19 protein-coding genes are annotated in these 23095 nt (G+C 69.1%); 6 read left to right on the forward strand and 13 right to left on the reverse strand.

Annotated features, from left to right (window positions below):
- Positions 1 to 8 precede the first annotated feature (8 nt).
- Complete coding sequence (locus CFB43_RS15845; protein WP_027789049.1) at positions 9 to 347, reverse strand: P-II family nitrogen regulator; 339 nt, start codon at positions 345 to 347, stop codon at positions 9 to 11.
- Between the two features lie 355 nt (positions 348 to 702).
- On the opposite strand from CFB43_RS15845, the gene CFB43_RS15850 reads away from it, so the two are divergent.
- Complete coding sequence (locus CFB43_RS15850; RefSeq protein ID WP_006489451.1) at positions 703 to 954, forward strand: accessory factor UbiK family protein; 252 nt, start codon at positions 703 to 705, stop codon at positions 952 to 954.
- Positions 955 to 1251: 297 nt separating this feature from the next.
- Positions 1252 to 2883 (forward strand): YifB family Mg chelatase-like AAA ATPase, encoded by a 1632-nt coding sequence (locus tag CFB43_RS15855; protein ID WP_089495693.1) that lies wholly within the window; start codon positions 1252 to 1254, stop codon positions 2881 to 2883.
- Positions 2884 to 3216: 333 nt separating this feature from the next.
- Here CFB43_RS15855 and CFB43_RS15860 read toward each other — a convergent pair whose 3' ends face one another.
- Positions 3217 to 3789 carry a hypothetical protein gene (locus CFB43_RS15860; protein WP_089495694.1) on the reverse strand — a complete coding sequence of 191 codons (573 nt, stop codon included), beginning with the start codon at positions 3787 to 3789 and terminating at the stop codon, positions 3217 to 3219.
- Between the two features lie 160 nt (positions 3790 to 3949).
- On the opposite strand from CFB43_RS15860, the gene CFB43_RS15865 reads away from it, so the two are divergent.
- A complete protein-coding gene (locus CFB43_RS15865) occupies positions 3950 to 4486 on the forward strand; it encodes a peroxiredoxin family protein (RefSeq protein WP_089426404.1) in 537 nt (178 codons plus the stop codon).
- 97 nt (positions 4487 to 4583) lie between these two features.
- On the opposite strand, the gene CFB43_RS15870 is transcribed toward CFB43_RS15865, so the two are convergent.
- The 9 genes from CFB43_RS15870 to CFB43_RS15910 all read right to left on the reverse strand — a co-directional run bounded on the left by CFB43_RS15870 (position 4584) and on the right by CFB43_RS15910 (position 17556).
- Positions 4584 to 5939 carry a sigma-54-dependent transcriptional regulator gene (locus CFB43_RS15870; RefSeq protein ID WP_089426405.1) on the reverse strand — a complete coding sequence of 452 codons (1356 nt, stop codon included), beginning with the start codon at positions 5937 to 5939 and terminating at the stop codon, positions 4584 to 4586.
- 94 nt (positions 5940 to 6033) lie between these two features.
- The gene (locus CFB43_RS15875) at positions 6034 to 8043 is read right to left on the reverse strand and encodes a sensor histidine kinase (RefSeq protein ID WP_089495695.1); all 2010 of its coding nucleotides are present in this window, start codon (positions 8041 to 8043) and stop codon (positions 6034 to 6036) included.
- A gap of 4 nt (positions 8044 to 8047) precedes the next feature.
- Entirely contained in the window at positions 8048 to 9337 is a 1290-nt protein-coding gene (locus CFB43_RS15880; RefSeq protein WP_059489813.1) for a dicarboxylate/amino acid:cation symporter, read from the reverse strand.
- Positions 9338 to 9694: 357 nt separating this feature from the next.
- Positions 9695 to 11380: a cation acetate symporter gene (locus CFB43_RS15885; protein ID WP_089495696.1), complete on the reverse strand. Its 1686-nt coding sequence runs from the start codon at positions 11378 to 11380 to the stop codon at positions 9695 to 9697.
- 11 nt (positions 11381 to 11391) lie between these two features.
- Positions 11392 to 11697, reverse strand: a complete 306-nt coding sequence (locus CFB43_RS15890; RefSeq protein WP_071335156.1) for a DUF485 domain-containing protein — start codon at positions 11695 to 11697, stop codon at positions 11392 to 11394.
- Positions 11698 to 11798: 101 nt separating this feature from the next.
- Positions 11799 to 13004 (reverse strand): CaiB/BaiF CoA transferase family protein, encoded by a 1206-nt coding sequence (locus CFB43_RS15895; RefSeq protein WP_089495697.1) that lies wholly within the window; start codon positions 13002 to 13004, stop codon positions 11799 to 11801.
- A 30-nt stretch (positions 13005 to 13034) separates the two neighbouring features.
- Positions 13035 to 14171 carry an acyl-CoA dehydrogenase family protein gene (locus CFB43_RS15900; protein ID WP_089495698.1) on the reverse strand — a complete coding sequence of 379 codons (1137 nt, stop codon included), beginning with the start codon at positions 14169 to 14171 and terminating at the stop codon, positions 13035 to 13037.
- 14 nt (positions 14172 to 14185) lie between these two features.
- The gene (locus CFB43_RS15905; RefSeq protein WP_089495699.1) at positions 14186 to 15394 is read right to left on the reverse strand and encodes an acyl-CoA dehydrogenase family protein; all 1209 of its coding nucleotides are present in this window, start codon (positions 15392 to 15394) and stop codon (positions 14186 to 14188) included.
- A gap of 29 nt (positions 15395 to 15423) precedes the next feature.
- Complete coding sequence (locus tag CFB43_RS15910; protein ID WP_089495700.1) at positions 15424 to 17556, reverse strand: 3-hydroxyacyl-CoA dehydrogenase NAD-binding domain-containing protein; 2133 nt, start codon at positions 17554 to 17556, stop codon at positions 15424 to 15426.
- Between the two features lie 248 nt (positions 17557 to 17804).
- Between CFB43_RS15910 and CFB43_RS15915 the strand changes: the two genes are divergently transcribed.
- From CFB43_RS15915 to CFB43_RS15925, 3 genes are all read left to right on the forward strand, one after another.
- Complete coding sequence (locus CFB43_RS15915) at positions 17805 to 18767, forward strand: LysR family transcriptional regulator (RefSeq protein ID WP_089495701.1); 963 nt, start codon at positions 17805 to 17807, stop codon at positions 18765 to 18767.
- A 71-nt stretch (positions 18768 to 18838) separates the two neighbouring features.
- A complete protein-coding gene (gene ggt, locus CFB43_RS15920) occupies positions 18839 to 20716 on the forward strand; it encodes a gamma-glutamyltransferase (protein ID WP_089495702.1) in 1878 nt (625 codons plus the stop codon).
- A gap of 5 nt (positions 20717 to 20721) precedes the next feature.
- The gene (locus CFB43_RS15925) at positions 20722 to 21318 is read left to right on the forward strand and encodes a hypothetical protein (RefSeq protein ID WP_089495703.1); all 597 of its coding nucleotides are present in this window, start codon (positions 20722 to 20724) and stop codon (positions 21316 to 21318) included.
- Positions 21319 to 21333: 15 nt separating this feature from the next.
- On the opposite strand, the gene CFB43_RS15930 is transcribed toward CFB43_RS15925, so the two are convergent.
- Positions 21334 to 22296: an ABC transporter permease subunit gene (locus CFB43_RS15930; protein WP_089495704.1), complete on the reverse strand. Its 963-nt coding sequence runs from the start codon at positions 22294 to 22296 to the stop codon at positions 21334 to 21336.
- A complete protein-coding gene (locus CFB43_RS15935; RefSeq protein ID WP_089495705.1) occupies positions 22296 to 23093 on the reverse strand; it encodes a taurine ABC transporter ATP-binding protein in 798 nt (265 codons plus the stop codon). The genes CFB43_RS15930 and CFB43_RS15935 overlap by 1 nt, the downstream gene beginning before the upstream one ends.
- Positions 23094 to 23095 lie beyond the last annotated feature (2 nt).

Here is a 23095-nt window from a genome sequence, read left to right on the forward strand (position 1 = left end):
CTGTTCTGTTACAGCGCGTCAGCGCCCGTCTCCCCGGTGCGAATCCGGATCACCTGTTCGATCGCCGTGACGAAGATCTTGCCGTCGCCGATCTTGCCCGTGCGCGCGGCCCGCTCGATCGCCTCGACCGCCTGGTCGACGAGATCGTCGGACACGGCTGCCTCGATCTTCATCTTCGGCAGGAAATCGACCACGTATTCGGCGCCGCGGTACAGCTCGGTGTGCCCCTTCTGCCGCCCGAACCCTTTCACCTCCGTCACCGTGATGCCCGAGACGCCAAGCGCCGACAGCGCTTCGCGCGTCTCATCGAGCTTGAACGGCTTGATGATTGCGGTAATGAGTTTCATGAAGTCCTCTCGCTGGGTTGTCCCGTCGAATTGGTTGGAATGTTGTAACGGACTCTTCTCAGCAACTCGCATGCCAAGTCGGTTCGAGCACCGTTTCAAAGGGCTTCATCAAGGGGTCGCATCGCGTGATGTAAGGTGCGGAGGCCCGGCCGAATGGCCAACGTGGCCCGGTTTGCTGGCGCGGCGAAAGGATCGTTGCTAGAGTGCACGCACGTCCCGGATCGCCGGGGCATTCACCCATGCGGGCGCCATGCCCGGAATTCGCGCTCCGGGCGCACCATTTCCGGTCATGCGTGCATCATGGGCACGTACGCAACTGAAGATGCACATTTTTTGTGCAAGGAAGGGGAATCACATGAAGCAACCCAGCGACGTTTTCAACGATCTGCAGTCGCGCGTCAGCGATCTGCTGAAAAACTCGCCGGCCAAGGACGTCGAGCGCAACGTGAAGGCCATGCTGTCGCAAGGCTTCTCGAAACTCGATCTCGTCACGCGCGAGGAATTCGACACGCAGGCGCAAGTGCTCGCCCGCACTCGCGTGCGCCTCGAGGAACTCGAGAAACGCGTCGCGGAACTCGAGCAGAAGCTCGCCGCGCCGCAAGCCTGACGCCCTGCCCGGCCGCAAGGCCCGGGCGCGGGCCGCCTCGTGCGGCCCGCGCCCGCCGCCTCAAGCACTGAAGCACTGAAGCACTGAAGCACTGAAGTCACCGTACCGCTCTTCGTCGTCCGTCGTTCTCCGCAGCCCTCGCTCTTCGCTGTTCATCGCTCTTCGCAGTCCGACGTTCCGCTGTTCCTCGTTCTTTCCCCGCGCCTCGCCGGCAAGCGCGCACCAATTCCTCCGATTCCCGCGGCACGCGGCCTCGAACGGCCGTCGTCCGTCCGCCTTGTTTACAGGAGCCTCGCCATGTCGCTCGCCGTGGTGCGCAGTCGCGCGCCCGCCTCCGGCCGCGCGCCGGACGTCACCGTCGAAGTCCATCTCGCCAACGGGTTGCCGTCGTTCTCGATCGTCGGCCTGCCCGATCTCGAAGTCCGCGAAAGCCGCGAGCGGGTGCGCGCCGCGCTGCAGAACTGCGGCTTCGAATTCCCCGTGCGCCGCATCACCGTCAACCTCGCGCCGGCCGACCTGCCGAAGGAGTCGGGACGGTTCGACCTGCCGATCGCGCTCGGCATCCTCGCCGCGAACGGCCAGATTCCGGCCGACGCGCTGGCCGGCCGCGAATTCGCGGGTGAACTGTCGCTGACCGGCGCGCTGCGGCCGATGCGCGGCGCGTTCGCGATGGCGTGCGGCGTGGCGCGGGATGCGCAGTCAGCGGAAAGTGGCGCGGCTTCCGGCCTGGGTTCCGGCACGCTGTCCGGTTCAGGCGACGGTGGCCAAGGGGCCGGCCCGGCGCCGCGCTCCACCGCCGCGTCGAACGCCCCCGAGCTATACCTGCCGCTCGCCAGCGCTGCCGAGGCTGCGCTCGTGCCGGGCGTCACCGTGTTCGGCGCGCCGGACCTGCCCGCGCTGTGCGCGCACCTCACCGGCGCACCCGACGGGCGGCTCGCGCCGGTCGCCGCGCCGTGCCTCGACGGCCTGCCGACGCCGGCCGCCCCCGATCTCGCCGACGTGGTCGGCCAGCGCGGCGCCCGCCGCGCGCTGGAAGTCGCGGCCGCGGGCGGCCATCACATGCTGATGGTCGGGCCGCCGGGGGCCGGCAAGTCGATGCTGGCCGCACGACTCCCGGGCCTCCTGCCGCCGCTGACCGACGACGAGGCGCTGACGTCGGCGGCGCTCCTTTCCGCGAGCCGCCTCGGCTTCTCGCCCGCGCAGTGGCGCCGGCGGCCGTTCCGTGCACCGCATCACTCGTCGAGCGCCGCCGCGCTGGTCGGCGGCCGCAACCCGCCGCAACCGGGCGAAATCACGCTCGCGCACCTCGGCGTGCTGTTCCTCGACGAACTCCCTGAATTCGACCGGCACGTGCTCGAGATGCTGCGTGAACCGCTAGAGGCAGGCCGCATCACGATCTCGCGCGCGGCCCAGCAAGCCGACTTCCCGGCCGCTTGCCAGCTGATTGCCGCGATGAATCCGTGCCCGTGCGGCTGGCACGGCGATCCGTCGGGGCGCTGCCGCTGCTCGCCGGACGTCGCCGCGCGCTACCTGCGCAAGCTGTCGGGGCCGCTCGTCGACCGCATCGACATCCAGATCGACCTGCCCGCGCTGTCGCCGGCCGAGCTGGCGACGCGCGCGTCGGCGCCCGGCGAGCCGAGTGCGGCGGTCGCTGCGCGGGTTGCGCATGCGCGTGCGCTGCAGCTCGATCGGCAGGGCAAGACGAACCACATGCTGAGCGGCCGCGAGACCGACGACCTGTGCCGGCCGACCGACGAAGGCGAACGGCTGCTGCGCGAGGCCGGCGAGCGCTTCGGCTGGTCGGCGCGCGCGTATTTCCGCGTGCTGAAGGTTGCGCGCACGATCGCCGACCTGGCCGGCGACCCGCTGCCGACGGCCGCGCAGATCGCCGAAGCGATCCGCTACCGGCGCGCGCTGACGGCGCTCTGAACGCCCTCGGAGGACAAAATCAGGCTGTCAAGACTTGACTTATGCACAATTCCGCGAATCCGGCCCCGGATCGGGGCTCGGCGAGACCTTTGCAGCACGGAATCCGTATCCCGTTGTTTTGATTGACTTTTATCAAAACGCGAGCGAGCGACCAAACGGGCCGGAAGGCCGTCCCGCGCGGCTTGGCGGGAATTCAGGGCGACTTTTCAACAAAGTTATCCACATGCGTTGTGGATAGCCGAAAAAACCTCGCAAAATCCGGCGACTAGCGTCGAAAGCTGCGAATGAACTTTCAGTTGTCACAGCGTGTCTGAGCGCCCCCTCCGGCCGCCGTCAGTCGAGTTTGAACGACCCGAAAAACTGGTCGAGCTGCTCCTGCGTGAGCGGGCCGTCGGCGATCACGACGGCCTGGTACGCGTGCCGGCCGCGCGCGACGAGTCGCGCCACGATCGTCTTGTGCGCGCGATCGCCGCCGGCGGCCGCGCCCGCGACGCGCAGTTCGAGCCCGTTCACCGCGCCGCCGGCCGCGAGCGGCACGGGCACCGAAGCCGTCCGCGGCGCGCCTTCGAGGTTGCGCGACAACCCGGCACGCAGGAACTCGAGCGCCGCGCGGCGCGTGTCGTCGCGGTCGTCCGGCAGCGTCAGCGTGCCGACCGCGAACACCGCGCCATCGACGTGCGCGGCCTGCATCCGCATCGGCATCGACGCGCCGCCGATCGCCACCGGTTGCTCCTCGACGGTCGGCTTCGCCGGCAGGTCGATCGTGTAGCCGGCGTCGTTGTGCAGCGTGCGCCAGTCGTACGACGGCGAGCACGCGGCCAGCGCCGCGCTCATGCACGCGAGCGCGGCGAAGTGTCGCAGCGGACGAAAAAGGGGGCGCAACGAAACGGTGACTTCCTTCGGCATGGCGTGGATCGGGCAGGCAAAGCCGGCATTATCCGCCGAACGTGAATTCCGGGATGCGTGGCCGCCGCCGGTGCGCAAGCCGCATTCGCGCTAAAATGAGCGTCGAATTTCGATGTCCTTTGCATTGATCCGCGTCATCGACCGACTCCGAGAGCACCAGATGAACACCACGCCTCCCGTCCGGCGCAGCGCCGGCCCCGTCCGCTACATCGTCGCCGCCGCTGTCGTCGCGGCGATCGCCGTCGCCGGCTTCTTCGCGTTCAACGGCAAGTCCAGCGTGCCGGACGCCACGTTCACGCTGCTGTCGGGCCAGAAGGTCTCGACGGCAGGCGACCTGAAAGGCAAGGTCTATCTCGTGAACTTCTGGGCGACGAGTTGCGCAACCTGCATGCAGGAAATGCCGCAGATGGTCGATACCTACAATCGCTTCAAGGGTCAGGGGCTGGAATTCGTCGCGGTCGCGATGAACTACGATCCGCCGATGTACGTCGCGAACTACGCGCAGACGCGCCAGTTGCCGTTCAAGGTCGCGCTCGACGACGGCAGCGTCGCGAAGCAGTTCGGCAACGTGCAGCTCACGCCGACGACCTTCGTCGTCGACAAGGACGGCAAGATCCTGAAGCGCTACGTCGGCGCGCCGCAGTTCGCGGAACTCGACGCACTGCTCAAGAAGGCACTCGACGGCAACGCGGCCTGAGCGCCGCCCGATCCGGCTGGAAGGGCCGCGCACCGCGCCCTTCCCCGCACCACGGACCGCACGACCGGGCAACCCGGTTCCGCGGTCCGTTTGCTTTTCAGCGCTCGGTTTCGCCTTTCGCCGACAGCCCGTAGCGCTTCATCTTCTCGTACAGCGTCGCCTTGCCGACGTGCAGCCGGTCGGCCGTCGCGGCGACCGCGCCGCCCGTCTGGTTCAGCGCCTCGGCGATCACCGCGCGCTCGAATTGCTCGATGCGCTCCTTCAGCGTCTGCTCGCTGTCGGCGTCGTCGCCGCTCGCGCCCGTCTCCTGCGGCATGTCGGCCACGCCGAGCACGAAGCGGTCGGCCGCGTTGCGCAGCTCGCGCACGTTGCCGGGCCAGTCGCGCTGCATCAGGCTCGCGCGCTGCCGGTCGGTCAGCACCGGCGCGGGCCGCGCGTAGCGCACGGCCGCGTCGAGCATGAAGTGCTCGAACAGCGGCACGATGTCCTCGCGGCGCTCGGCCAGCGGCGGCAGCGCGATCGTCACGACGTTGAGGCGGTACAGCAGGTCGCGCCGGAACGTGCCGGCCGCGACGAGCTCGCTCATGTCGCCCTTCGCGGCCGCCACCACGCGGCAGTTCACGCGGATCGGCTGGTTCGAGCCGAGCCGCTCCAGCACGCCGTCCTGCAGCACGCGCAGCAGCTTCACCTGCAGCGCGAGCGGCATGCTTTCGATTTCGTCGAGGAACAGCGTGCCGCCCGACGCATATTCGAGCTTGCCGACGCGGCGCTTCGCGGCGCCGGTGAACGCGCCGGGCTCGTAGCCGAACATCTCCGATTCGAACATCGGCTCAGGCAGCGCGCCGCAATTCACCGCGATGAACGGCTTGTCGCGGCGCGGCGACAGCTCGTGCAGGCTGCGCGCGATCAGCTCCTTGCCGGCGCCGGTGTCGCCGTTGATCAGCACCGACGCGTCGGTGGGCGCGACGTTCGCGATCAGCTTGCGCACCTGCTCGATTGCCGGGCTGCGGCCGATGATGCGCGGCGCGACGACGTTCTGCCCGGCCAGCTCGCGCCGCAGCGCGTGGTTCTCGAGCACGAGCTCGCGGCGCTCGAGCGCGCGGCGCACCGTCTCGATCAGGCGCTCGGCCGCGAACGGTTTTTCGATGAAATCGTACGCGCCGTCGCGCATCGCCTGCACGGCCATCGAGATGTCGCCGTGCCCCGTGACGAGGATCACGGGCACGTCGGGCACGCGCTCGCGGCACTGCGCGAGCACGTCGAGCCCGCTCGCGCCGGGCAGCCGGATGTCGCTGACGATCGCGCCGGCGTTGTCCGCGACGATCGCCTTCTCGGCCGCTTCGGCCGACTCGAAGCCGGCGACGTCGAACCCCGCCAGCTGAAGGCTCTGCACGCTGGCCCGGCGAACGAGCGCATCGTCTTCGATATAGATCACTTGCAGCCGGTTGGCCATCGTACTCACTTGCTCCTGACGGGCCGCGCGGCGGCAGCGCGCGCGGCGTCGTTGATACCGATCGTGCGCCGATCGGGCGGGCGGCGTGGCGCGCCTAGCGCGAGCCCGCCGGCTCGGACACGGAGTCCGGATGATGCGTGCGGGCGCGCCGCAGCGTCAAGACGAACAGCGCACCGCCCGACGGCGCGTTCCGCGCTGTGAGCGCACCGCCCGCATCGCTCGCGATCGACGACGAGATCGCGAGGCCGAGGCCGAGCCCGCGCCCCATTTCCTTGGTCGTGAAGAACGGCTCGAACAGGCGCGGCAGCAGGTCGGGCGCAATGCCGCTTCCGTTGTCGCGCACCTCGACGGCGAGCGTGGCCGCCGACACCGCGATCGTCACCTCGATCGCCGGCGCCGCCACGCCGGCCACCGCGTCGAGCGCGTTGCCGAGCAGGTTGATCAGCACCTGTTCGAGGCGCAGATCCTCGCAACGGGCGACGAGTTCGGGATAGTCGCGCGCCAGGTCGAGCGGCGCATCCTGCGCGGGCGACACGGTCGCGTCCTGCAGCGTCAGCGTGAGCGCGACGCCGCGCAGACGCTCGCCAAGCAGCGACAGCACGCTGCGCAGCGCGCGCACGACGAGCGCCTGCTCGTTGCGCGGCTTCGCGCGGCCGACGAACAGCTTCAGCTGGTTCGTGATCTTGCCCATCCGCTCGGTGAGCGCAGCGATCGCCTCGAGGTTTTCCCGCGCGGCCGCCTGCTCGCCGCGATCGAGCAGCACGCGCGTGTTGTCCGAGAAACTGCGCAGCGCCGCGAGCGGCTGGTTCAGTTCGTGCGTGATGCCGGCCGCCATCTGGCCGAGCGCGGCGAGCTTGCTCGCCTGGATCAGTTCGTCGTGCGCGGCGCGCAGCTCCTGCTCCGCGCGGATGCGGTCGCCGACCTCCTTCTGCAACTGCTCGTTCGCTTCCGACAGGTCGGCCGTGCGCTCCTCGACGCGCCGGTTCAGCTCCGCATACGCCTGCTGCAGCAGCGCACGGCCGCGGATCATTTCACGCACGCGCGCGCGGCGCATCCGCCAGTAGAACGCGAGCAGCGCGACCGACACGAAGCCGAAACCCGTGACGATCGTCGCGTTGCGCGCATCGGCGTCGACGGGCGCGATCGGCGCGAGCGTGACGAGCAGCCAGTCGGGCTCGCCGATCCGGCGCTTGCTCGCGAGGAACCGCGGCGCGCGCAGGCCCGGGCCGAGGCGCACGATCTCCGCATCGGGGCCGAGCACCTGCTCGATGCGCAGCGGCAGCGGCGTGACGGGCTGCTGCGCGTACTGGCGCGTCTCGTAGATCGACGCGGCGACGGAGCCCGTCAGCGGCCGCAGCGTGTGGTACTTCCACGCGGGCACCGACGACAGGAACACGACACCATGGTCGTCCACGACGACGAGCGGCTCGGATGCATCGGCGCCCTGGAACCATTCGAGGTTGAGCTTCACGACGACCACGCCCGCGATCTTGCCGTCGCGCCACACGGGTTGCGAGATGTAGTAGCCGGGATCGCGCGAGATCGTGCCGATCCCGAAAAAGCGGCCGACCTGGCCGTTCATCGCATCGAGGAAATACGGGCGGAAGCGGTATTCGATCCCGACGAAGCTGTCGGGCGCGCGCCAGTTGCTGGCGGCGACACACAGGCCGTCCGCGCCGATCACATAGGTGACGGTCGCGTGCGCGTGTTCGTTGAGGTCTTCGAGATAGCGATTGACGCGCCCGGTGTAGTCGGCGCGCGTCGGCTCGGCGAGCAGGTCCTGCACGTACGGATGGCTGCCGAGCAGATAGGGCAGCGACTCGTAGCGGTCGAGCGTGCTCTTGAGCGCGTTGGTGGTGCGATCGACGCGCACGGCGGCGTTGCGCTGCAGCTCGGCGACGCCGCGCCGCCAGGTGATCGTCCACGTCAGCGTGCACGCCGCGGCGAGCGCGGCGGCAAGCACGACGAGAATGAGCAGACGACGCGTCACGGTCGAGGCTTCCTGGCGATGCGGATCGCCTATTGTGTCATAGGCCTCCGCCCTTACGCCTCGACCGCCGCAGCTCGCACCGCCGGCGGGCGGTGCCGCCGCCTGCTCCTTCATCGCGTCAGACGCCGGCCGTCTCGGTCGGCGTCACTTCGCCGCCGCCCTTCAGCGCCTGGCGCAGCTTGTTGCGGTCGAGCTCCTTCTCCCAGGCTGACACGACGACCGTCGCGACGCCGTTGCCGACGATGTTGGTCAGCGCACGGCATTCGCTCATGAAGCGATCGATGCCGAGGATCAGCACCATGCCCGACAGCGGGATCGTCGGCACGACGGCCAGCGTCGCGGCGAGCGTGATGAAGCCCGCGCCCGTGACGCCGCTCGCGCCCTTCGACGTCAGCATCGCGACGGCGAGCAGCGTGAGCTGCTGCATCCACGTCAGTTCGATGTTGGTCGCCTGCGCGATGAACAGCACGGCCATCGTCATGTAGATGTTGGTGCCGTCGAGGTTGAACGAATAGCCGGTCGGCACGACGAGGCCGACGACCGAACGCGAGCAGCCGGCCTTCTCGAGCTTTTCCATCAGCTGCGGCAGCGCGGCTTCCGACGAGCTCGTGCCGAGCACGATCAGCAGCTCTTCCTTGATGTAGGACACGAAGCGGATGATCGAGAAGCCCGTGACCCGCGCGATCGTGCCAAGCACGACGAGCACGAACACCACCGACGTCAGGTAGAAGGTGCCGATCAGCTTGAGCAGCGGCACCAGCGAGCCGACGCCGTACTTGCCGATCGTGAACGCCATCGCGCCGAACGCGCCGATCGGCGCCAGCTTCGTGACGATGTGCACGATGCCGAACAGCACGCGCGTGAGGCCGTCGATGAAGTCGGTGACGACCTTGCCGCGCTCGCCGAGGTGCGCGAGCACGCTGCCGAACAGCAACGCGATCAACAGGATCTGCAGGATCTCGCCTTGCGCGAACGCATCGACCATCGTGTTCGGGATGATGTGCATCAGGAAGTCGACCGTCGACTGCCCGTGCGCCTTCGCCGCGTACGACGCGACGGCCTTGCCGTCGAGCGTCGCCGGATCGATGTTGAAGCCGACGCCCGGACGCAGGATGTGCGTGGCCGCCAGGCCGAGCACCAGCGCGAAGGTCGACACGATCTCGAAGTACAGCAGCGCCTTGCCGCCGACGCGGCCGACCTTCTTCATGTCCTCCATGCCGGCGATGCCTGTGACGACCGTACAGAAGATGATCGGGCCGATCACCATCTTGATCAGCTTGATGAAGCCGTCGCCGAGCGGCTTCATGTCGGTGGCGATCGACGGGTAGAAATGGCCGAGGATCACGCCGACGATGATGGCGAAGATCACCTGCACATAGAGCACTTTGTAGAAGGGTTTCTTCTTCACGATGGTTCCTGCAGAAGTAGATGAGCCGATGGAAACGGCGTCACGCGCGTGGACGAATGTCACAGGGGAGATTCACTCGCCCGCGCGGCTGCCGTGCCGCAACAAGCGATGCCTCAGGACGTCCGGAGGGGGAGGAAGGCAGTGGTCATCGATTGTCTCCTTGCTTGCTGTAGTAGTTCGGCCGGGGGAAGGCCGTGCGCTTTATATTGCAAGGTCAATGCCAGGTTCCTGAAACCCGTCAAACCTTTGTATTCATTGTATTTCTCATAATGCGGCAGGCAAGGAAATCCGGGATTCCGGATTTCCGGAAAATATCCGTCCGGCGATCCGGACGGATGCGCTCATTCATCTGACGAATCAATGCTGCACGGCGCGGCCGGCCAGCACGCCCGTCTGCGCGTAGAACTCCTGCTGCGCGAACGCGTCGCGCTCGCGCCGCGCGCGCTCGCCGCGATCCGCGAGCGAGCCGACGACGATCCCGATGAACGCGAGCGGCACCGACACGAGCGCCGGGTTGTCGAGGAACACCGGTGCGTGCGCGTGGTGCAGCACGTCGACCCACACCGACTTCGACAGCACCGTGAGCGTGACCGCCGACACGAGGCCGAGGCCGCCGCCGAGCACCGCGCCGCGCGTCGTCATCCCGCGCCAGAAGATCGACATCGCGAGCACCGGGAAATTGGCGCTCGCGGCCACCGCCGCGACGAGGCCGACCATGAACGCGACGTTGACGTGCTCGAACAGGATCGACAGCCCGATCGCGACCGCCGACAGCGCGATCGTCGCCGCGCGCGAGATGCGCATCTCGACGCGCTCGTCGGGCTTGCCGCGTGCCCACATCTGCGCGTACAGGTCGTGCGAGATCGTCGTCGCGCCGGCGAGCGTGAGGCCCGCCACCACCGCGAGGATCGTCGCGAACGTGACGGCCGCGATGAAGCCGTAGAACCAGTTCCCGCCGACCGCCTGCGCGAGCTTCACCGCGACCATGTTCGAGCCGCCGAGCAGGTCGTGCGTCAGGCTGAACGTGCCGTTCGCGCCGAGCTTGAAGAACTCCGGATGCTGCGCGAGCAGCACGATCGCGGAGAAGCCGATCACGAAGGTCAGCAAATAGAAGTAGCCGATGAAGCCGGTCGCATAGAGCACCGACTTGCGCGCCTCCTTCGCGTTCGGCACCGTGAAGAAGCGCATCAGGATGTGCGGGAAGCCGGCCGTGCCGAACATCAGCGCGATGCCGAGCGACAGCGCGTTGGCCGGATCGCGGATCAGCTTGCCGGGGCCCATGATCGACAGCGCGCCCGGATGCACGGCCACCGCGCGGCGGAACATCTCGTCGACGCTGAAGCCGAATTCGCCGAGCGCGAGCACGACGAGCAGCGTCGCGCCGCACAGCAGCAGCACGGCCTTGATCACCTGCACCCAGGTGGTCGCGGTCATCCCGCCGAAGAACACGTACACCACCATCAGCACGCCGACGATCAGCTCGGCCGTGCCGTACGACAGCCCGAACAGCAGCTGGATCAGCTTGCCCGCGCCGACCATCTGCACGACGAGGTACAGCACGACGATGGTCAGCGAATTCGCGGACGTCAGCAGCCGGATCGGCCGCTGCGCGAAGCGGTACGCGACGACGTCGACGAACGTGAACTTGCCGAGGTTGCGCAAGGGTTCCGCGATCAGGAACATCACGAACGGCCAGCCGACCAGGAAGCCGATCGAGTAGATGAGCCCGTCGAAGCCGAACATGAACACCATCCCCGACAGCCCGAGGAACGACGCGGCCGACATGTAGTCGCCCGCGATCGCGAGCCCGTTCTGCAGCCCGGTGATACCGCCGCCGGCCGTGTAGAAGTCGCGTGTCGAGCGCGTGCGGCGCGCGGCCCAGCGTGTGAGCGCAAGCGTCGCGAACACGAACGCGAAGAACATCCCGATCGCGACCGGGTTCAGTTCGACCTTGTCGGGCATCGGGCCCGCGACGGATACCGCGTGCGCGGCGGTGGAAGCGAGAACGGCAGGCGCGCCGAGCGCCATCGAGAGTCGTCGCATGTCGGCCTCCGTCACGAACGCTGCAGGATCGCGTCGACGCGGCGGTCGAACGCACGGTTCGCGCGCAGCACGTAGCACGCGGTCAGGCCGATCGCGACCAGGATGATCGCGACGCCGGCGGCGATCCCGACCGTCATCGTCGCTCCGCGGTACAGCGGCGCGGCGAGCACGTGCGGCGCGAGCGCGACGAGCAGGATGAAGCCGTAGTACGTGGCGATCATCAGCGCCGTCAGCGTGAAGCTGAAGCGGCGCCGCGCCCGCACGAGCTGCTGGTAGTCACGGCGCGCCGTGACCGATTCGATGACGGAAAGCTCCATGGTGTCTCCATTTCCACCGCGTCGTTGCGCGAGGGTTGTCTTGTGGATGGCTGGCGCGTCGACTACTCCGCCCGCGCCACGACGGCAAGGCATGAAGCGCGTTACACGATGCGATCCGCACGCAGCCGCGCCACCTCGTCGGCCGACATCCCGAGCCAGCCGCCGAGCACCGCCTCCGTATCGGCACCGAGCACCGGCGGCGCACCGCGCACCGGCAACCGCGCGCCGTCGAACCGGTACGGCGGCGCCAGCACGTCGACGCCGCCCGCGACCGGGTGCGGCTGCCGCGTGACGAGCCCCGCACTCGCCGCGCGTTCCGACTTCAGCGCCTCGTGCAGCCCGAGCACTTCGCCGCACGGAATGCCCGCGCCGGAAAGCGCCGTGAGCAACGCCGCGCGCGGCCGGCGTGCGAGTTCGCCGCAAATCTCGGGCAGCAGCTCGGCGCGGTTTTCCGAGCGGCCGAGGTTGGTCTTGTAGCGCGCGTCGGCCGCGAGATCAGGCCGCTCGATCGCCTCGCAGAAACGCGCGAACTGCGTGTTGTTGCCGACCGTGATCACGAGCGGGCCGTCGGCCGCGTCGAACACGCCGTACGGTACGACCGACGGATGCGCGTTGCCGTAGCGCGGCGGGTCCTCGCCCATCAGCAGCGCGTCGAGCCCGTAGTACGCGGTGATCATCAGCCCGCAGTCGAACAGCGCCATCTCGATGCGCCGCCCGCGCCCCGTTGCGTGTCGTTCGTACAGCGCGGCGAGGATCGCCTGCGCCGAATACATGCCGGTGAACAGGTCGACCGCCGCGACGCCGAACTTCAGCGGCGGCTGGCCGGCCTCGCCGTTCAGCGCCATCAACCCGGCCTCGCCCTGCACGACGAGGTCGTAGCCAGGCCGCGCGGCCTCGGCGCCCGAGCGGTCGTAGCCGGAGATCGCGCAGTGCACGACGCGCGGATTCAGCTCGGCCAGCGCGTCGTAGCCGAGCCCGAGCTTTTCCGCGCCGCCGAACTTGAAGTTGTGGAGCACCACGTCGGCCTGCGCGGCCAGCTCGCGCGCGAGCCGGCGCCCGTCTTCAGTCTGCAGGTCGAGACAGATCGAGCGCTTGCTGCGGTTCACGCTGTTGAAGTAGGTCGTCTCGGTGTCGCCGATCCTCAAGCCCCAGTCGCGCGTGTCGTCGCCGCGCGCCGGATGCTCGACCTTGATCACTTCCGCGCCGAAATCGGCGAGCACCATCGCGCACCACGGGCCCGCGAGCACACGCGAGAAATCGAGCACCTTCACGCCGGCCAGCGGCAATGCGCGCGATTCGTTCGTCATCCTTGTCTCCTCCGTTCGCGTCGTTCGTCTTTACTGTTTCGACAGCGCGATGTAGCGCGCGAGGTGATGATCCTCGTCGCCGAGCTGGTGATCGATCATCACGAGGCGCTTCGCGTAGTGCGACAGCGGCAGCTCCCACGTCATCCCGATCCCGCCGTGCAGCTGGATGCTCTCTTCGGCAACGAGCGTGCCGATCCGGCCGATCGTGACCTTCGCCGCCGCGAGCGCGCGTTCGCGCACCCCGCGCGGCGCATCGAGCTGCGCGGCCGCGTTGATCACGGCCGAGCGCGCCTGCTCGACCTCGAGCAGCAGGTCGGCCATCCGGTGCTGCAGCGCCTGGAAGCTGCCGATCGGCAAGCCGAACTGCTTGCGCGTGCGCAGGTAGTCGAGCGTGTATTCCTTCGCGACGTCCATCGCGCCGAGCGCCTCCGCCGACAGCGCGAGCAATCCGTAGCCGAGCACCCGTTCGAGCAGCTCGACGCCCGCTTCGCCGTCGTGCGCGCCGAGCGCGGCATCGGCCGGCAGCACGACGCGTTCGAAGCGCACCTCGGCCGCGCGGCCGCCGTCGATCTTCCGGTAGTCGCGCAGCGATACGCCCGGCGCATCGGCCGGCACGACGAACAGGCCGATGCCGGCCGCATCGTCGTCGTGCCCCGACACGCGCGCGCTGACGACGAAGAACGCCGCTTGCGCGGCCTGGTCGACGACACCCTTCGCGCCCGTCAGCACCCAGCCGTCGCCCGAGCGTTCGGCGCGCGTGCGCACGGTCGTCAGTTCGTAGTGCGAGCCCGGCTCGTCATGCGCGAACGCGGCGCTCACGCTGCCGTCGATCAGCGCGGCCAGCCGGTCGCGATGCGCGGCGCCGCCGGCGAGCGACAGCGCACGCCCCGCGAGCAGCGCGCCGAGGAACGGCTCGACGACGAGCCCGCGCCCGAGGCATTCGAACACCACGGCGATGTCGAAGCCCGCGCCGCCGAACCCGCCGTCGGCTTCGGCAAACAGCGCGCCGACCGTGCCGAGGTCGGCAAGGCGCCGCCACATCGCGCGATCGAACCCCTCGGCCGACTGCGCGATGCGATCGCGCACCGGGAACGCGTACTGTTCGGCGATGAAGCGGTTCAACGTATCCGCCAGCATCCGGCGGTCTTCTGTGTGCTGGAAATCCATCGTCGCGTCCCTCGTTACAGCCCGAGCATCATCTTCGCGATGATGTTCTTCTGGATCTCGTTCGAGCCGCCGAAGATCGACAGCTTCCGGTTGTTGAAGTACTGCTGCGCGGCGCTCGCGGCTTCGTCCGGGCCGACCGGCTCGCCGTCGTAATCGGCATCGAGCGCTTCCTCGACGAACGGCTGCGCGTACGGCCCCATCGCGCGCCGCATCAGCGCGGTGATCTCCTGGCGGATCTGCGTGCCGCGGATCTTCAGCATCGAGCTTTCCGCGCCCGGCGCGCCGCCGCCCGCGACCGCGGCCAGCACGCGCAGGTTGGTCGTGCGCATGTTCTCGAGTTCGATCTCGACCCGCGCGACGCGCGCCGCGAAGAACGGATCGTCCGCGAGCGGCCGGCCGTTCTTCGTGACCTTCGCGGCGACTGCCCGCAGCCGGTCGAGCGCGGCCGTCGAGAAGCCGATTCCCGCGATGTTGGTACGCTCGTACGTGAGCAGGTATTTCGCGTAGGTCCAGCCGCGGTTCTCCTCGCCGACGAGGTTGGTCGCCGGCACGCGCACGTCGGTGAAGAACACCTCGTTCACTTCGTGCTCGCCGTCGAGCGTGACGATCGGGCGCACCTCGACGCCCGGCGTGTTCATGTCGATCAGCAGGAAGCTGATGCCTTCCTGCTTGCGCACGTCGGTCGCGGTGCGCACGAGGCAGAAGATCATGTTCGCGTAGTGGCCGAGCGTGGTCCACGTCTTCTGGCCGTTCACGAGATAGTGCTCGCCCTGCGCGTCGATCCCGCGCACCGCGCTCGTCTTCACCGCTGCAAGATCGGAACCGGCGCCCGGCTCCGAGTAGCCCTGGCACCACCAGTCGGTGCCGTCGAGGATGCGCGGCAGCCAGTGGCGCTGCTGCGCGTCGTTGCCGTACTTGATCAGCACGGGGCCGAGCATGTTCACGCCGAACGGCACGATGCGCGGCGCACCCGCGAGCGCGCATTCGTTGTCGAACAGGAACTTCTGCGCGACGCTCCAGCCGGGGCCGCCGTATTCGCGCGGCCAGTGGCTCGCGAGCCAGCCGCGCGCGTTGAGGATCGCGTGCCATTCGCGCATGTCGTCGCGCGTGAGATGCAGGCCGCTCTTCACCTTGCGCGCGATGCGCGCGGGCAGTTCGGCTCGCAGGAAGCGCTGCACTTCGGTGCGGAAGGCTTCCTCTTCGGGAGTGAAATTGAGGTCCATCTTCGGTCCGTGGCGAATGCGGTGGGCGTTCAGTCGATGCGGTTCAGGCTCGCGAAATCCGCGCCGCGCGCGACGAGATCGACGAGCAGCGGCGACGGCTTCCAGAACAGCGGATCTTCCTTCGCGAACGCGCGGATATCGGCGAGCACGTTCGCGAGGCCGACCGTGTCCGCGTAATGCATCGGGCCGCCGCGATAGCGCGGGAAGCCGTAGCCGTGCAGGAACACCGCATCGACATCGAGCGGGCGCAGCGCGATCTTCTCGTGCACGACGTTCGCGCCTTCGTTGATCGTCGCGGCGAGATAGCGGCGCAGGATCTCGTCGTCGGTGAACGTGCGCGGCGTGACGCCCTTCTTCGCGCGTTCTTCCGCGACGATCGCCTCGACTTCCGGGTCCGGCGTGCCGACACGCGCGCCGTCCGGATACAGGTAGTAGCCGCGCGCGGTCTTCTGGCCGAACCAGCCGCGCTCGCACAGCCGGTCGGAAATCTCCACGTAGCGCGCACGCGGGTCGCGCGTCGCCGCGCGGCGCTTGCGGGTCGCCCAGCCGATGTCGCCGCCCGCGAGGTCGACGACCTGGAACGGCCCCATCGGGAAGCCGAATTCGCGCACCGCGCGGTCGATCTGGTACGGCGACGCGCCGTCTTCCATCAGATGGTCGGCCGCCGTGCGATAGACCGCGAGGATCCGGTTGCCGATGAAGCCGTCGCACACGCCCGCGCGCACCGGCGTCTTCTTCAGCTGCTTGGCCAGCGCGAACGCGGTCGCGACGACGTCCGCGCTCACGCGCGCCGGCACGACGATCTCGAGCAGCTTCATCACGTTGGCCGGCGAGAAGAAATGCAGGCCGATCACGTCCGCCGGCCGGTCGATGCTGGCGGCCAGTTCGTCGATGTCGAGATACGACGTGTTGGTCGCGAGCACCGCGCCCGGCTTGCACACGCGCGCGAGTTCGGCGAACACGGCCTGCTTCACGGCCATGTCCTCGAATACCGCCTCGATCACGACGTCGGCCTGCGCGAGCGCGTCGTACGACGTGCTGCCCTTGAAGCGCGCGAGCCGCGCCGCGTGCGCGGCCGGCGTCATCCGCCCTTTCGCGACGAGGCCGTCGTACACCTTCTCGACGTGCGCTCGGCCACGTGCGAGCGATGCTTCGTCGCGTTCGATCATCGTCACCGGCAGCCCGGCATCGAGCGCCGCGACCGCGATGCCCGCGCCCATCGTGCCGCCGCCGACCACGCCGATCCGCTCGACCGGCCGCGCGCTCGCGCGCCGCGCCTCGGGCGCCTTCGCCGCTTCGCGCTCCGCGAAGAACGCATGCACGAGGCCCGCGCGCTGCGGGCTGTCGATGCACTGCAGGAACAGGCTGCGCTCGAGCTTCATCCCCGCGTCGAACGACTGCGTGAGCGCGGCCTCGACCGCGTCGACGATCTTCGCCGGCGAGAACAGGCCACGCGATTTCTTCGGCAGTTCCGCGCGCGCCGTATCGATCGCGGCCTGCGCGGCCACGCGGTCGGCGAGCCCCCGCGCATCGCGCGTGCGGCGCACCGGCGCGCCGAGCGACACGAGTTCCTGCGCATACGCGAGGCCTTCGGCGAGCGTGTCGTCGCTGTGCGCGACGCGGTCGACGAGGCCCAGCGCGAGCGCTTCGTCCGCGCTCACATGACGACCCGTCAGCATCAGGTCGAGCGCGGCCTTCGCACCGATCAGGCGCGGCGCGCGCTGCGTGCCGCCCGCGCCGGGCAGCAGGCCGAGCGTGACTTCGGGCAGCCCGAGCTTCGTGCCGGGCACCGCGAGCCGGTAATGCGCGGCGAGCGCGACTTCGAGGCCGCCGCCGAGCGTCGCTCCGTGCAGCGCGACCACGACCGGCTTCGTGCCCGATTCGATCCGCTCGCATACATCAGGCAGCGACGGCGGCGCGATCGGCTTGCCGAATTCGCGGATGTCGGCGCCCGCGATGAAGTTGCGGCCGGCGCCGACGATCAGCACCGCACGGATCGCGTCGTCGGCCTGCGCGGCGTCGAGCGCGTCGGCGAGGCCGCGCCGCACCTCGACGGACAGCGCGTTGACGGGCGGATGGTCGATCGTGACGACGAGCACCTTGTCGCGCCGTTCGCGCGTGACGGTGCCGGCCGGGCTGGTGGGGGAAGCGGGTGAATTCATCGTGTCTCCTTGACGCGGCGGCGGGTGCGTCGACGCCGGTTCGTGGCTCACGGCCAGGAGTGGCGTCGGGGCACCGGCCCCCCGTCCCGCACGAAGCGGGACAAGATCCGGCCGTACGCCGGGCATGACCTGATTCTCGATTGATCGAGATTCATTGACAATTCCCTCCTGCTTTTACAAGCTGTCAAGTCTGACTTGACACTGAATGCTTCCGACCATTAACCGGGACGGATCAGGAGACGCGACGCATGGATCTGAACGCGCTGACGCTGCTCGTCGAGATCCTCGACGCCGGCAATCTCAGCAAGGCCGCGCAGCGGCTCAAGATGAGCCGCGCGAACGTCAGCTACCGGCTGAACCAGCTCGAGCGCTCGATCGGCCAGCAGCTCGTGCGGCGCACGACGCGGCGCATCGAGCCGACCGAGATCGGGCTGAAGCTGTACGAGCACGGCCGGCGCATCCGCAACGAACTGCTCGCCGCGCAGGAATCGGTGACGACGCTCGCCCAGGACCTGCAGGGCCGCGTGCGGCTGTCGGTGCCGAGCGGCTACGGGCAGATGGTGATGTCCGACTGGCTGCTCGCGTTCAAGCGGCTGCACCCGGGCATCGTGCTCGACGTCGTGTTCGAGAACCGCGTGGAAGACCTGATGCGCGACGAGATCGACATCGCGGTGCGCGTGATGCCGGAGCCGCCGCAGAACCTCGTCGCGCGCGACATGGGCGCGGTGCGCTACGTCGCGTGCGCGTCCGCCGCATTCGCGACCGAGCACGGGATGCCGGCGAGCCTCGGCGCGTTGTCGGCCGCCCCGGTCGTCACCGCGACGGTGATGGGGCGGCAGCTCCGGATCGCCGCGTATCTGGGCGACGAGCGCCACGAGGTGCTGCTCGAGCCCACGCTGGTTTCGGAGAACTTCCTGTTCCTGCGGCAGGCGATCCTCGGCGGGATCGGCGTCGGCATCGTGCCCGACTACGTGGTACAGGACGACATCCGGCGCGGCACGGTCGTCACGTCGCTCGACGCGTACCGGCTCAGCATCTTCGGCACGCACATGTACATGCTCTACATGCCGAACCGGCACCACACGCGCGCGACGTCGACGTTCATAGAGTTCATCCTCGAACAGGCCGGAAAGACCGGCCGGGGCGGGCCCGGCGCGATGCGTCAGGGTTTCCTGTCGGGTGACAAGCCGCCGGGCGCGCGGCGACAATAGCGCGCCGGGGCGGGCAGCCGCGTTGCGCCGGCACTGTCGCCTCCTTCGAATTCACTGCTGCCGAGGGTTCAATGTTCGACCGGATTCGTCCGCATTCGCGCTCCTGGACGCTGCTCGCCGCCGTCGCGCTCGTCGCGTTCAACGCCGGCTGCACGTCCCCGTCCACGCCGCCGTCGGGCGCGGTGGTGCCCGTCGTCGCCGCCTCGGGCGCCGCCGTGCCGCTGCCCGGCTTCCACGCGCCCGAGCTGTCGTCCGGCTGGACCGACAAGCCCGGCTGGACCTCGCAGCACTTCATGATCGCGGCTGCGAACCCGCTCGCGACGCAGGCCGGCTACGAGATGCTGAAAGCGGGCGGCACCGCGATCGACGCGGCGATCGCCACGCAGATGGTGCTCGCGCTCGTCGAGCCGCAATCGTCGGGGATCGGCGGCGGCGCGTTCCTGCTGTACTTCGACGGCAAGGCAACGCAGGCCTACGACGGCCGCGAAACCGCGCCGGCCGCCGCGACCGACCGCCTGTTCTACGGGCCGACCGGCCAGCCGATGAGCTTCTACGAAGGTGTCGTCGGCGGACGCTCGGTCGGCACGCCGGGCGTGCTGCGCATGCTCGACGCCGCGCATCGCGCGCACGGCAAGCTGTCGTGGCGCCGGCTGTTCCAGCCGGCGATCCGGCTCGCCGAGCACGGCTTTACGATCAGCCCGCGGCTCGCGACGCTGATCGCCAACGACCGATACCTGAAGAACGACCCGGCCGCGCGCGCGTACTTCTACAACCCGGACGGCACGCCGAAGGCGGCCGGCACGGTGCTGAAGAACCCCGCGCTCGCGACCGTGCTGCGCCAGGTCGCCGACCGCGGCGCGAACGCGTTCTACAGCGGCGCGATCGCGCGCGACATCGTCACGAAGGTGCGCAAGCACCCGACCAACCCGGGCCTGCTGTCGCTGCAGGATCTCGCGCGCTACAAGGCGAAGGTGCGCGCGCCGCTGTGCGCCGACTACCGGCGCTCGGTCGTGTGCGGGATGCCGCCGCCGTCGTCGGGCGGCCTCGCGATCGCGCAGATGCTCGGCATCCTCGAAGCGATGCCCGACTGGCAGCAGATCGGCGCGCAGAAGCCGGTGCGCAACGACGTCGGCTACGAGCCGACGCCGTTCGCCGCGCACCTGTTCAGCGAAGCCGGGCGCCTCGCGTATGCGGACCGCGCGCGCTACGTCGCCGATCCCGATTTCGTGCCGCTGCCCGGTGGCAGCTGGGCGAGCCTCACCGACAAGACCTATCTCGCGCAGCGCGCGCACCTGATCGGCGACAGCAGCATGGGCGTGGCCCAAGCCGGCACGCCGCAGGGCGCGACGCTCGCGATGGCCGACGACCGCAGCCCCGAGCTGCCGTCGACGTCCGACATCGCGATCGTCGACCGCTACGGCCAGGCGCTGTCGATGACGACCAGCATCGAGGACGCGTTCGGTTCGCGGCTGATGGTGCGCGGCTTCATGCTGAACAACCAGCTCACCGATTTTTCGTTCGTGTCGAACGACAACGGCCGGCCGGTCGCGAACCGCGTGCAGGCCGGCAAGCGGCCGCGCTCGGCGATGTCGCCGGAGCTGGTGTTCGACAAGAAGACGAAGCAGGTGACGATGATCGTCGGCTCGGCCGGCGGCCCCGCGATCATCAACCACGTCGCGAAGACGCTGGTGGGCGTGCTCGACTGGGGGATGACGATGCAGCAGGCGATCGCGCTGCCGAACTTCGGGTCGATGAACGGGCCGACGCAGCTTGAACGCGGCCGCGTGTCGGAAGCGCTCGCCGACGGGCTGAAGGGCCGCGGGCACGACGTGCAGGTCGTCGAGATGAACTCGGGGCTGCAGGGGATCCAGCGGCTGAACGTGCAGGGGCAGACAGTGTGGTTCGGCGGCGCGGATCCGCGGCGGGAAGGCGCGGCGATGGGGGATTGAGGGCGATGAGCGACAACTTCACGTGGCTGATCGACCCAGCGGTCTCACTCGATGCGGCGCCCGCGCAAGCGCAGAGAATGATCGCTTGGCTGCAGGCGGCAGGCATCGTCGGCACGGCGACGCGCGTCGGTGACCTGTATCGCGAATGGGGCAAGACCTGGGGGCTCAAGGAAAGCCATCTGACGGCCATCGACCGAACCGGTTACCCACCCGGCCCGCATCATGCGAACGCCTGCGACGCGCGCGCGAATTTGCCGCCGTCAATCCCGAACTGGCTGGAGGTCGCCGTGGAGCGCCGCATCTTCGATGCCGGGGGGAACGGCCTCGAAATTTTCTGCCGGGCGTGCAACGCGGAGCAGACCGCACTCGGCGACGCATGGGGTGATGCATTTTCCGACTGGTTCAAGGGTGACGATGCGGCTCCGCTCGTATGCGGCGCGTGCGGACATCGGCAGGCCGTGACGCAGTGGCGCTACGACCCGCCGTGGGCCTTCGGCAATCTCGGCTTCAATTTCCAGAACTGGCTGCTGAGCGATGCGTTCATCGCCGAATTCACCGCCGCGTATGGCCAGCCGCTGGCGGTCGTGCACCAGCACATCTGAGCACTGCGCACTGCGTCAACCACGCCCCTTCCACGGCACGATCCGCCGCTCGACCCACCGCATCGCGAGATCGAACAGCCACGCGATCGCGCCGATGATCAGGATCCCCATCACGACGATGTCGGTGCGCAGGAAGCTCGACGCGTTGAGCACCATCTGCCCGAGCCCGGCCGTCGCGGCCACCATCTCGGCCGCGACGAGCGTCGTCCAGCCGAAGCCGATCGCGATCCGCAGCCCGGTGAGGATTTCCGGCAGCGCGGCCGGCAGCACCACATGCCGCACGATCTGCGCGAAGCTGCCGCCGAGCGAATACGCGGCGTTGATCTGCTCGACCGTCGCAGCACGCACGCCGGCGCGCGCGGCCATCGCGATCGGCGCGAAGCACGCGAGGAAGATCACGACGAGCTTCGCCGTTTCGTCGATGCCGAACCAGATCACGACGAGCGGCAGGTACGCGAGCGGCGGCAGCGGCCGGTAGAACTCCAGCAGCGGATCGAGCACGCCGCGCGCGACGCGGCTCACGCCCATCAGGATGCCGGCTGGCACGCCGATCGCGGTCGCGAGCAGGAACGCGCCGAACACGCGCGCCGCACTCCACAGCAGGTGCTCGGACAACGGCAGCCCACCCTGAATGCGACCATGCCAGGCATCGACGAACGCCGTCCACACGGCTTCCGGCGCGGGCAGGAACAGCGGCGGCAGCCACTGGCGATGCGTGGCGACCCACCACAGCACGGCCAGCACCGCGACCGTCGCCGTGCTCAAGGCCGCTGTCTTCCCCTCCCCCGGCAACCGGTAGCGGCGCGACGACGGCGCACGGCGCTCCGTCGCTCGAGCCTGCGTGCGATCGCCCTGCTCGACACCTGCGGCCGTTCCGTCGGCCGTCCACGAATCCTGCGTGCTCATGCTGTCCTGCCTGTGCAAAGTGCTGATCCGACCGCGTCCGACCGACGCGCCCTGTCGCGCGAGTTCGTGCATCACGCGGCCGCCTCGGCCGCTTCGTCGCGATGCAGGTACGCGATCAGCCGCTCGCGCCACGCGATGAAATCCGGTGACGACTTCACCGCGCGCGCATCGCGCGATTCGACGTAACGGCGCGCGAACGGCAATTCGAAGGTTTCCGCGATCCGGCCGGGGCCGGGCGTCATCACGACGAGGCGCGTCGCGAGGAACAGCGCCTCCTCGACATCGTGCGTGATGAAGAACACCGTCTTGCCGGTGCGCGCCCATACGTCGAGCACGAGCGCCTGCATCGTGCCGCGCGTCATCGCGTCGAGCGCGCCCATCGGCTCGTCCATCAGCAGCACGCGCGGGTCGCTCGCGAGCGCACGCGCGATGCCGACACGCTGCTGCATCCCGCCCGACAGCTCGTACACGCGCGCATGTGCATGAGCGTCGAGCCCGACGAGCGCGAGCATCTCCCGCGCCCGCGCTTCGCGTTCGGCTTTCGACACGCGCGCGAAGCGCAGCCCGAGCGCGACGTTGTCGAGCACGTCGAGCCACGGCAGCAGCGCGTACTTCTGGAACACGACGCCGCGATCGGCGCCGGGGCCCGTGACCGGCACGCCGTCGACGCACACCTCACCGGTGGTCGGCGCGACGAAGCCGGCCATGCAATTCAAGAGCGTCGTCTTCCCGCACCCGGACGCGCCGAGCGCGACGACGAATTCACCGGCATCGATGCGCAGGTCGACGCGCGCGAGCGCCTGTGTCGTCGGCCTGCCGCGCTCGCCCGGATAGGCCACCGATACCTGACGGACTTCCAGCGTGCTCATGC

The sequence above is a fragment of the Burkholderia sp. AU15512 genome (genome assembly GCF_002223325.1).
Classification (GTDB): Bacteria; Pseudomonadota; Gammaproteobacteria; order Burkholderiales; family Burkholderiaceae; genus Burkholderia.